Annotated in this window: 10 protein-coding genes; 3 read left to right on the top strand and 7 right to left on the bottom strand. The window is 32.4% G+C overall.

Annotated elements, in window-relative coordinates:
- Positions 1-39: 39 nt before the first annotated feature.
- The 4 genes from EW093_RS06115 to EW093_RS06100 form a co-directional block, all read right to left on the bottom strand.
- A complete protein-coding gene (locus EW093_RS06115) occupies positions 40-879 on the bottom strand; it encodes a carbohydrate ABC transporter permease (protein ID WP_149567541.1) in 840 nt (279 codons plus the stop codon).
- A gap of 11 nt (positions 880-890) precedes the next feature.
- Complete coding sequence (locus tag EW093_RS06110) at positions 891-1,829, bottom strand: carbohydrate ABC transporter permease (protein WP_149567540.1); 939 nt, start codon at positions 1,827-1,829, stop codon at positions 891-893.
- Between the two features lie 291 nt (positions 1,830-2,120).
- Positions 2,121-4,091: a DUF2264 domain-containing protein gene (locus EW093_RS06105; protein WP_149567539.1), complete on the bottom strand. Its 1,971-nt coding sequence runs from the start codon at positions 4,089-4,091 to the stop codon at positions 2,121-2,123.
- A 122-nt stretch (positions 4,092-4,213) separates the two neighbouring features.
- The gene (locus tag EW093_RS06100; protein WP_149567538.1) at positions 4,214-5,320 is read right to left on the bottom strand and encodes a GntR family transcriptional regulator; all 1,107 of its coding nucleotides are present in this window, start codon (positions 5,318-5,320) and stop codon (positions 4,214-4,216) included.
- A gap of 199 nt (positions 5,321-5,519) precedes the next feature.
- Here EW093_RS06100 and EW093_RS06095 point away from each other — a divergent pair, with 199 nt between their 5' ends.
- Positions 5,520-6,545, top strand: coding sequence for a threonine aldolase family protein (locus EW093_RS06095; RefSeq protein WP_149567537.1), 1,026 nt, complete (start codon positions 5,520-5,522; stop codon positions 6,543-6,545).
- A gap of 151 nt (positions 6,546-6,696) precedes the next feature.
- Here EW093_RS06095 and EW093_RS06090 read toward each other — a convergent pair whose 3' ends face one another.
- Entirely contained in the window at positions 6,697-7,209 is a 513-nt protein-coding gene (locus EW093_RS06090) for a MarR family winged helix-turn-helix transcriptional regulator (protein WP_149567536.1), read from the bottom strand.
- A 263-nt stretch (positions 7,210-7,472) separates the two neighbouring features.
- On the bottom strand, positions 7,473-8,030 hold the full coding sequence (locus EW093_RS06085) for a manganese efflux pump MntP (protein WP_149567535.1): 558 nt from the start codon (positions 8,028-8,030) through the stop codon (positions 7,473-7,475).
- 77 nt (positions 8,031-8,107) lie between these two features.
- Between EW093_RS06085 and EW093_RS06080 the strand changes: the two genes are divergently transcribed.
- Complete coding sequence (locus tag EW093_RS06080) at positions 8,108-9,433, top strand: uracil-xanthine permease family protein (protein ID WP_149567534.1); 1,326 nt, start codon at positions 8,108-8,110, stop codon at positions 9,431-9,433.
- Between the two features lie 44 nt (positions 9,434-9,477).
- Here the strand turns inward: EW093_RS06080 and EW093_RS06075 are convergent, their stop codons facing one another.
- The gene (locus tag EW093_RS06075) at positions 9,478-10,074 is read right to left on the bottom strand and encodes an HAD family hydrolase (RefSeq protein ID WP_149567533.1); all 597 of its coding nucleotides are present in this window, start codon (positions 10,072-10,074) and stop codon (positions 9,478-9,480) included.
- Positions 10,075-10,141: 67 nt separating this feature from the next.
- Between EW093_RS06075 and EW093_RS06070 the strand changes: the two genes are divergently transcribed.
- Positions 10,142-11,797: a GGDEF domain-containing protein gene (locus EW093_RS06070; RefSeq protein ID WP_149567532.1), complete on the top strand. Its 1,656-nt coding sequence runs from the start codon at positions 10,142-10,144 to the stop codon at positions 11,795-11,797.
- Positions 11,798-11,821: the final 24 nt, after the last annotated feature.

The following is an 11,821-nucleotide window of genomic DNA, read 5'->3' as shown; positions in this document are numbered from 1 at the left end:
TAAAACCAATCTATGGTTTTATTAACTAATAATAAATATTTAACCCTTTACAGAACCGGCTAAACCATCAATGAAATAACGTTGAAAAGCTAGAAATACCACAACCATTGGTAAAATTGATATAGATGCAGCAGCAGTCATTCCTGCCCAATCTGTACTATGTTCTCCAACAAAGGCATACATCCCAACGGATAGTGTTCGTAATTCAGGCTTTGTTAGTGTGAAAACTAAGGGAATGAAAAACTCTTTCCATGCCCCGATTGTATTTAATATAGCTACAGATGCAATAATAGGTTTTGTTAAAGGGAAAATAATATATACAAACTGCTGAATAAAGGAGCAACCATTAATCTTCCCTGACTCTTCCATCTCCTTAGGGATCCCTGTATAAAATCCCATAAAAAGAATAACTGCTAGTGTTATACTTTTACTTGTAAAAGCTAAAATGTAACCTAGTCTGGTATTCATTAGCCCTAAATCTCTAACTAAAGTAAAGAGAGGTATAATAGTCGTTGCCCTTGGAATTAGCATTGTAAACATAATAATTCCCATAAGAAACTTTTTAAGTGGGAACTCGAATCTGGATAATACATAACCACTAGTTGAGGCTAAAATTAACATAATGATAACTACACCAGCTGCAAATAGAATTGTATTACCAAAATATGATACAAAATTCGCCTGTTGAAATGCACGAACATAGTTATTAAACTGGGGAACTTCTGGTAATATTCCTGCGCTATTATCCCAAATCTCCGTATTGGTTTTTAATGAAGCTCCTCCGATCCATAACATGGGATATAGATGAACAGCACAGATAATAAGTAATACTATATGTATAATTATTTGATGAATGCTTTTTCCTTTAATTTTAATCATTATATTTTCTCCTAATAGCTTTTTCGTTCATCGCTAGACTTGCTATAAGCTTTAGCCTGTAGCATTCCTACTACAATCAAAAGTATCCCAAATATAATAGCTACTGCTGATGAATAACCATATTTTGGTGTAATTGCACCAAAAGAATTTTTGTATATAAATGTACCTATAACTTCTGACGCGAAGTTTGGACCTCCATTGGTCATTGTTTTGACAATATCAAAAACACGTAGTGACATAACGATACCAATAAAGGATATAATTACAATAAATGGTTTCATTACAGGAACTGTGATTTTTGTAAACTTTTGAAAACCACTGGCACCATCTATATCAGCAGCTTCATACAAGGATGCAGGAACAGTCTGTAGTCCGGCCATCCAATAAACAATGTATTGTCCAGTATAATGCCAAATCTCAACTGACATAATTGCTGGTAGTACAACCTTTTTTAGTCCTAGAAAATCTATTGGTGAAGATGTTATGTTCAACATTGATAGAATATTATTAACTGGTCCGAAGGTAGGGTTTAAGATAAACTGCATTACTACTCCGATTATTGCTGTAGAAGATACAACAGGTAGGAAAAATAGTGCACGATATACGTTAGAACCCCTCTTTAAAACGTTGTTTAGCACAAAAGCTATAACTAAAGTTAAAGGAAGTTTTACAAGATTGTTTCCTAAAACAAAGACAAGGGTGTTTTTCCCAGCATTCCAGAAATACTCATCTTGTAGTACATCAATATAATTCCTAAAGCCTATAAAATAGCTCGGTTTAGGAGTAAATCCATCCCATTGAAAAAAGGAATAATATAGGCTGGCTAAAAGTGGCCAGACAACAAATAGTCCGTAAAAAACTAGAGTAGGTAATAGAAAAAGTAAAATCCACACTTTTTCATCATTACTTCTTCTTACAGATAAGCGTTTAGCTAAATACTGTTTCTTCATTTATACACCTCGTTATTAATTAAATTACCTAAACTACTGCCTACATCGCAAAGATAAGACACAATTATCAGTAATATATTTTCTTTGCATTAGATGCGCTCTGTTCCTTAATCCTAAAACAGTTAGTTAAGAACTTCTAATACAATTGTAAAGCCAAATGTACAATTGTCAATCTTTATTTTAAGAAGTTTATAAAAAAATTATTTAAATTGTTTTTTAGATATTTAATTAATAGACCTAGTAGTTTAGATTGGTGGCGGGAGGTAATAATATTGTTATTATATATAATCGCTATGTAAGAATAGCCTTTTTGCAATAGAGAGAAGGTTTAGTTCCATTTAAATTCAGAATAAAAGTCTCTCCATCATAAAATTCTAGAATGTATTCGTCACCTGATTTATTAAAAGATTTTACAAAATTAATTAATTGCTTATCAGAAACCTGGTTTATTGAAGCTGATATTTGAGCAGCAAGAAACAGCTTTTTAGAACTACCTGATGACATTTCGAGGCGAGGAACTTTAGAAAAGGAATATCGACTATTACTACCCTGTATATCATTATTTAACGACTCAGGTAAACAAGCTTTTTCCCAACCATATAGTATTCGTATAAATGAATGGGATGCTCCTATTCTAGCTGATGAATAATCACTTCCACAAAATAAACTAGCACAACCGTAATCATAACCTAAGGGATACCCTCCCTCACGAAAGGTGAGTTTAATAGGTGAGTCTATTTGATGAAATGTAAAATACTGGTTATCTTTAACTAAAATTACTGTTGTTATACCACCTTCTGATTCAACACCATAATAATTATTGTTCCCAATATTAACCCTGGTGGGAGCATGGCTAACGGAGAAACGTTCTCCAATATAAAGAGAGCTAAACTTCCATCTCTGATAATAATTAATACCGTCTTCACTATATTGAAGTGAGTTATCACAACTTGTATTTCCCCATGAAAGTCCTGATTCATAGGAGAATCGGCTTGAATAGGCAAAGTTAGTATACTTGCGGTTGTATTCCCATTTATCATGATAGGATTTTTGATTGATAAGTTGTATATGTCCAGATCGACTATCCCCAAGTAGAATAAGCCCAGCTTTCCCAAGATTACAATTGAAATCACTTTTATGTATAGGTAAAGGTTCCTCTTTACATCTCCATAGTTCGTGATCTTCCGGTATCATTAGAACATTAAAAGCTTTTGCTGCCCAATAGGGTGATCCTCCACAATTGTAGTGCTCTAGAATTGTATTTGAAGGTTTAATAAATCCCAAACTCAGATGTCCGGAATCAGAAAAAATAGGCTGATCTATATAAAATTTTATCCCCAGATTCAGCATACTTTTTACCTCTCCTAACGACCCTTTCCATGCTCCAAGTTTTACTGCTAGTGCTACAGATGACAAATAGGAAAATCGATAAATCATAGATCTTCCAAAGCATGGAACAGAGCCGTCTTTATCAAAAAAATATCTGAAGTCATTTATAAACTCATTAGCCCGGGACTTGTGTTTTTCAGCAAGTTCTGGGTTTGAATCCCCATCTAGATAGACCCATATCAAATAGTAGTAGTGAAAAGCCCAGGAATTATAATAATCAATCCGATTTATATTCCCATCCCTATACCAGCCTTCCCCTATATACATAGATTCACAAGCTGTTAGGTTTTTTTGTAGATTCTCTTCTGAATATGGCATCTTGAGTTTCTTTAGCACAGTGTTTGTAATTACATTGAATAATAACCAGTTGTTCTGGTGATATTTAACATTATTAACTGAGTTGAGATAACTGGCGACCTGTTTTTTTTCTAAGTCACTATAGTTGTCCCATATATGCTGTTTCCCTTGATATAGACTCCATGCTAAGGAGGCCATTTCCACAAGGTGCTGAGCATAGTCATAGATATCTCCCCAGTATTCTGGATGTTTTGGATTGGTTCCGTTTAGAATTCCTTTTTTATAAAATGCTCCTACGTCGTAGGTGGTTTCATTAAGTTTAAAAACACCCGTGGAGTGATTCATTAACCAGGGACCAGCTAATATAAACGAACGAGTAAAACCTTCAAGTTCATCTGCTAGTAGACCATGATGACTACGAGGCCCCGGTATCCTTTGTCTAGCACCGTGTAGGGATGCACTATCGTAAATAGAGGTGAACATCTGTTTAAAAGCTTCTTCCCAATGTCCTCTAGTCCAACCTGTATACCTGGAATTAGAATGATCCAGCGGTGTTGTGAATTCCATTTGCTTCATGACAAATCCTCCCTACTATATAACAGGCAACTTTTAAGTATTAGTTTATATATAAATATTACTTGTTTATTTACAATAATAGCATAGTGATGACAATTGTCAAGGTAAGCTTTGTTTGTGCATTAACTTCTCATAAATGATGAACCACGGATAACAAAAGTACTCTCTATTTTCTCTGTAATTCTTAAGATATCATAATTCTCTTTTTGAGCCTCATGTAACTTATCAAGAATTTTAAAAGCCTCTCCTATCATACTACTTCTAGGAACTTTTATAGTCGTTAGGGGTGGGGTACTTAGTTGTGCAGCAAAAATATCATCAAATCCAACTAAACTGAAGTCCTCAGGAATTTTTAATCCTAACATATCTAATAACTGAGACATCTCAAGAGCTGCTATATCATTAAAACCGAAGGAGGCAGTATATCCTTGTTTTATATAACTCTCTAGCTTTTCTATGTTTTTATGTAGACTGTCAGTAAAATTAAAAATCTCTAAAGAAAAGGGCTTTTTCCCAAAGGTAGATTGAATAGCTTTATGGGTCTTATCATATCTCTCTTTAAAAACGGTCATATCACTTACATAACTAGGACAAGGAAACAGAATGTTTATATGTCCTAAACTTTTCAAATAATTAATTCCCTCTACTAAGCCTTTGTTACCAATTCGAACAGAGCCCCAATAACCACTTTTAATATAATTGGGGATTTCTCTATTTATAAGAACTACAGGTTTTTTAATATTTTCTAGAAAGAGAAAGTAGCATTCAGGTAGAGTCCCTTGAACAAAAACAGCCCCTGCAGCTTCAAGCTCTAGGCATAATTCTGGATTACATTTTTGTGTATCCTTTTCATACATGAGGATTTGACTCTTTAAAGAGAGATTGTTCATTTGAAGCAGAAAGGAAAGGTATATATCCTTACTATGGTAAGCTGCTATATTTTCATTGTCATTTAGAACTAGATTTCTTTCATTATCAACAAGCATACAGACTGATTTCTCTGCTTTTGGTATTTTCTCAAAAATTACAATACTTCCTGAACCTCTTCTTGTCTTTACATACCCTTTTTCAGCTAGAAGGGCTATTGATTTAGAAATTGTTTGTGGACTTACTCCATAAACTATGGCTAAATCCCTTACAGAAGGCAACGAAGCCCCTAATACATATTTTCCACTTATAATTTCCTGTTGAATGTGTTCGGATATTTTCTGGTAACTCTTAAATTCCATGTCACCTCCTTACAATGGGTTAATTATCATCTAAGAAGTATACAATTGTCAACTGTATAGTAAAATAAGAAATCTCGAAAGAAGTTTCTATAGAGAGATATTACTATAGTTTAGATGATAAAATTCTAAAAGGGCCAGGGTACAACAATGTATATAGATTTTCCAATTATAAATTTATATACTTACACTAGGAGTATATATGTATAGCTTTAAAAATGACTATCTAGATGGGGGGCATCCTCAAATATTAAAAAATCTTTTAGATACCTATAATAGCCAGGAAGATGGTTATGGAGAGGATATTTATAGCCAAAAAGCTAAAGAGTTACTAAAAAGTGTGATAGGTTATCATAATATTGATATCCACTTTATTTCTGGTGGAACTTTAACCAACTTATTAGCAATATCATCCTTCTTAAAACCTCATGAGGCGGTTATATCTGCTTTTTCAGGACATATTTATGTACATGAAACAGGTGCTATAGAGGCTACCGGGCATAAAGTTATTCCAATAGAGTCTAAAAATGGAAAATTAGATCCAAAGAGTATTCTTCGGGTTTTAGAAGATCACCACTTTGAACACATGGTAAAACCTAAGTTAATATATATATCCCAATCTACCGAGATAGGAACCATATACAGCAAAAAAGAGATAAAAGAGTTAAGGGCAGTTTGCGATAGTAAAAACCTTCTACTATATATAGATGGTGCTAGGCTTGGTTCTGCACTAACATCTTCATTAAACGATCTAACACTTTGTGATATAGCAACATACTCTGATGCTTTTTATATTGGAGGAACTAAAAATGGGGCAATGTTAGGGGAAGCATTAGTAATTTGTAACTCATCATTAAAAGAAGACTTTAGATACTATATAAAGCAGAGGGGAGCTATGTTAGCAAAGGGGAGAGTCCTTGGCTTACAGTTTTTAACCCTATTCGAAGAGGGTCTTTTCTATGAACTTAGTAGACATGGGAATGAAATGGCAAAAAAATTACAGGATGGAATTGTAGAACATGGTTATTTTCTACAGTTCGAATCCTATACAAACCAGATTTTTCCAATTTTACCAGAAAAAGTTTTACTAATATTAGAAGAGAAGTATCAGTTCTATAGGTGGGAGACTTTAGATGATGATTTAACAGTAATAAGACTTGTCTGCTCCTGGAATACAGAAGAGAAATACGTTGATTCATTTTTAAAGGATTTAAGGGCTATTATCTAAGTGAACTCCCCCCCTCTGTAGTCTAAATTTCTAATATATTGGATTCTACAGGGAGATTAATTGGAACTTAGCAATCTAGTATATATCTCCCTGTTAGGCTATTCTATCTTTATATTATTAGTCTATTTTATTACTAATAGACTAAATAGGTTTAATCCTTTAGATAGGCATTTACAACATTAGAGGTTGCATCTATTGAACCACTAACTAGTACTGGTGGCGAGTTTATCTCGTTTGCATTCATCATAGATGCTAATCTTTGTAAATTTGATAGAATCATATTTCTTTCCCACTCTTCAAGTTGTTCTAGTTTACTTGTAAACTCCTCTTGTAGTAATGATGGATTCTCTTTTAATACTTCATAACTCTTATCTGTTAAAACGATATTTACCTTTCTTTTATCATCTAAGGATCTTACTCTTTTAGCAAAATTCTGTTGCTCTAATCTGTCTAGTATGCTTGTAACTGTAGCCTGGGATAGGCTTACATTTTTAGCAATTACTGAGATTTGCTGGTTTTTATTCTTCTTGATCTCTTTTAACACTAATAGCTGAGGACCAGTTAAACCGTAGGATTTCACTAATTTTTTCGATTGTAGATCAATAACTCTTATTATTTGCCGTAATGTAGAAACGACAAGATCTGTGTTTTCTGTACTTCCCATATTTTTAAGATACATTAAAAAAAAAAATAAAGTAAGGGATAATATTGTTTTGTATACACATATTTATAGTACTAAATGTTATTTAATGACTTAGATCAAACTAGATAGAAATCTTTAATTATTTATACCTATAAATATAAGACTTATTAAATTAGGACTGCCTAATTATTGACATAAAAAATAATATATGAGATATTAAGTTATACATTAAGCCAGTGTATTCCTGACAATATTCAAAGATACCCAAAGTGGGTATCTTTTTTTTACCCAAAAGAGTGTTCAATAACAATTTTTATACCAATTAATATTAAAATTACACCACTATATAGATCAACCTTTATACCTGATATATGTCCTAACCTTTTACCTAACTGTACTCCTAAATAACTTAAAACAAAGGTTATTAACCCTGTAGATATTATAAGAAGTTCTATATTTGCATCTAAAAGATATATTGAGAACCCTGCAGCAAGAGCATCAATACTAGTTGCTATTGCTGCTAAAAGTAGTGTTTTGGTTCTAAACATATTTATCTTACACTGTTTTGTTGAGTCTACGGACTCTTTTATCATGTGTATTCCTATTAAAGTTAGAAGACTAAATGCTATCCAGTGATCAAGGGAGTCAATATTAAAAGGTAGGATGTTTCCTACATAATAACCAATAATAGGCATTATTGCTTGAAAGCCCCCAAAGAAAAAACTAACCTTTAATTTCTCTTTTAAAGTAACCTCTTTTTTACTTAAACCACAGGATATTGATACCGCAAAGGCATCTAGTGCTAATATTATACCAATTAAAATTATCTCTAATGAACTCATATAAGATTTCAAATACTCCTTTTAATAATTACTATATAGTAATATTATATATTAAATTTTATTTTTAAGGAGCAATAATGAGTGAAAAAATTATTGGAACTAATGAACGCCCACCTATAGGCAAGTGGATACCTCTTAGTATCCAACATGTATTTGCTATGTTTGGTTCGACAGTTTTAGTTCCTGCATTAACTGGACTAAGTCCAACTACAGCACTATTTACATCTGGAATAGGTACATTAATCTATATCCTAATAACCAAGGGAAGGGTTCCTGCATATTTAGGATCATCCTTTGCTTTTATAGCTCCAATCATACTTGTTTCAGGTAAATTTGGGGTAGCATATGCTTTTGGTGCTGCTTTTTGTGTAGGTATCTTCTATACATTAATAGCACTTATTATTAGACAATTTGGTAAGGGATGGGTTGATAGATTACTACCTCCTGTTGTTGTAGGTTCTATAATTATAGTTATTGGTCTAACTTTAGCCCCAGTTGCAATGGGTATGGCCATGAATACTTCAGGTGGTGCCGACGGATATAGTCTAGTTCACCTATCTATTGCTGGAGTTACACTAGCTATCGCTGTAATTTCATCCATTGTATTAAAGGGTTTCTTTAACGTTATACCTATTTTAGTTGGTATTGTTGGTGGGTATCTTTTTACTTTTATTATGGGAAGTTTTATTCCAGCTTACCATTTAATTGATTTTACAGTTATCTCCAACGCTGCACCATTCTCAGTTCCTACGTTTGTTTTTCCTAAATTTGCAATAATTCCAATTATTACTTTTATGTTGGTAGCTTTAGCAACTATAGCTGAACACTTAGGTGATACTATGGTATTAGGAAAGGTTTGTAAAAAGGATTTTTATAAAGATCCAGGTATACATAGAACTTTAGCAGGTGACGGTATTGCTACATCTATTGCTGCTCTATTTGGTGGACCTCCAAATACAACTTACGGTGAGAATGTTGGGGTTATGGCTATTACTGGAGTTCATTCTGTTTGGGTAACTGGTGGTGCTGCTGTTGTTGCTATTCTTTTATCTTTTATCCCACCAGTAGGGGCATTTATCCAAACAATCCCAGCACCTGTTATGGGGGGAGTTTCTGCTATGTTGTTTGGAATAATTGCTTCAGCAGGTATTAGAACTATATCTGAAAGTGGTGTTAATTATGGAGAGAAGCGGAACTTAACTATTAGTTCTGTAATTCTTGTTGTTGGTATTGGTGGAGGAACTATTATCGCGCCAATATCAGAGAGTGTCTCCTTTGAGTTAGGTGGAGTTGCTCTTGCTGCATTTATTGGTATTATTCTAAATCTGATTCTTCCAAAATCTTTAAATGATATTGAAGAGGAGACAGCAGAGGAAATGATCCAACACGAGATCGATAAATAGTGTGGTTGCATGCATGCATGCATGCATTTATATAGAGGGGTGAACTACTTCACTCCTCTTATTTTTAACTCATCTCTAATCTGATCAACAGATGAAAAAAGTATTCCATCTAAACCAAGAGAGTTGGCCGCTTCAATATTAACAACCGTATCATCAATAAAAATTGAGTCAGAAGCATTTATTTTGTTAACTTCCAATAGGCTCTTATAGATATCTATATTAGGTTTTACCATTTTTACATCACAGGAAAATGTTATTTGAGTAAAATTATCCCAAAATGAGTAGTTTTTTATTAAGTATTCAGCAAACTCTTTATGCATATTAGAGAGGACATAGAGGCTGTAATTTTTGCTCTTTAACTCCTGTATTAACTGAACCATCTCTTTTTTTACTGTTAATTCAGTTGGAACGGCATCAAAAACCCTATTAATTGTAGTAGCACTTAGACCCGACATTATTGAGCATTTTTTTACTACTTCATCTCTATAGATAATACCTTGATCTAGTTTTATCCAATCCTCACTATTAAAAAGAAATTGTTTTAATAATTTTTCCTCTTCTTTTTCAAAATTTAGACGTTTTATTAAGTTATTTGGGTCCCAGTTAAAAACAACCCCACCTAGATCAAAAATTATATTCATAGATAATACTCTACCGTAAAAAAGAAATCTTTTGTATAAACTTGTTAAAATTGACTATAATTAATTTATGAAGTTTTCAGTTATAAGAAGAGTATTTCTATTATTTACTATCTTACTAGCATCATATTTAATATCTATAGGGGTGGAATATGTCTTTTCAATTCCATCAGATGCAATTGTAATTAATGACCCATGGCAGTTAGTAACTCCAGGATTTACAGCATCTGAAGAGATTACTAATACATTTGTTTTGAATATTGAAAAGAGTCCTAACTATAGTGAAGGCTTATATAGAATAAGTAGCAAATTCTATGTAGATAAGGAGATTTCTAATGGATACTTAGTAATAACCCAACAACCCAATTACGGTTTTAGAGTATGGATAGATAAAAAATATATAATTCAAAAGGGGGATCTTGAACATGGTTTGGCTAATATTTGGAAGGAGTCAGGAATCTTCCCTATTCCTTATACACTAAATAAGGGGACTCATAATATAACAATTGAACTCTATGCCATGGATGAAGTATCTCTAGCAAATTCTCCTTATATTATTAACTTAACTAAACACCTTAAAAAATTTATGCTTATTAAACTGCTTAATGAGAATATTATTTTTTTTATGATGGGGTTAACGGTAACTATTGGAGTTCTTTTTATATCACTAGGATTTATTAACAAGGGAACAGATAAAAAACATTTCTTTTTAGGGATTGCATTTATTCTATGGGGTATATTTTTCCTAGATTTTATATCCATAGAAAGATTAATGATATCTAGCTTACTTTACAGAAAAATACTTATTTCCTGTTTTATCCTTGGGTTCTATCTCAATTACGGGGTTGTTATGCATGCTATAAATGGTTATATTTCAAAGAAACATAGAGTATTGATATTCCTATCTACCTCTATTTCTCTGTTTTTTTTAATTTTTCCATCAACATATAATGGCTTTACTCAGGGCAGGATAATTGTCAACTTTATAAATTTTGTATTCTTATTTTTTGTGCTTTTAAGTCCAAAAATTTTAAATAGTAACAGTAGTAGATTTGATATTATCTCCATTGGTATTGTGTCTACTTCATTCTTTGGAATTAGATACTTTGTTTTTAGTCTTATAGGCAAGCCTTATACTAGTATGATTCATCTTGGTCTATTTATATATCTGCTTTTTATTTTCATATATTTTATTTGTGATTATGTAGATAAAAATAACAGTATTGTTAGCGAGAAACGAAGGGCTGATCACTATTACAATAAATCTGTAATTGACCCTTTAACTAATGTGAATAATAGAAACATCTTAAGTTATGTACAATTTGAAAGTAATGACTATTTAATTATTATTTGTGATTTAGATGATTTTAAAGATATAAATGATATATATGGACATGCTGCAGGTGATGAGGTTTTAATCCGTTTTACTCTATTAGTAAAAAAATATGTAAGAGAGACAGACTACATTATCCGGCTAGGAGGTGACGAATTTATAATTATGCTTATTGGTTGTTCTATAACAAGAGGAGAGATCCTTATGAAAAACATATGGAATGAGATAAGTAATAATTTGGTCTGTGTGGAAGATAAAAGTTTCAAATACAGTGTAAGTGCTGGTGGTATTCTATCTCCAAGTGGTGAGGATTTTGAAACATCTCTAAAAAGAGCTGACGTGAACCTATATAAAGTCAAAAATAAATCAAAAGGAACTTTCAAATTTTCCTAGTAAACCTTAATCTAAAAGAAGGAA

The organism is Thiospirochaeta perfilievii (genome assembly GCF_008329945.1).
In the GTDB taxonomy this organism is placed as follows: domain Bacteria; phylum Spirochaetota; class Spirochaetia; order DSM-2461; family DSM-2461; genus Thiospirochaeta; species Thiospirochaeta perfilievii.
This window is presented reverse-complemented; position numbering and strand designations above follow the sequence as displayed.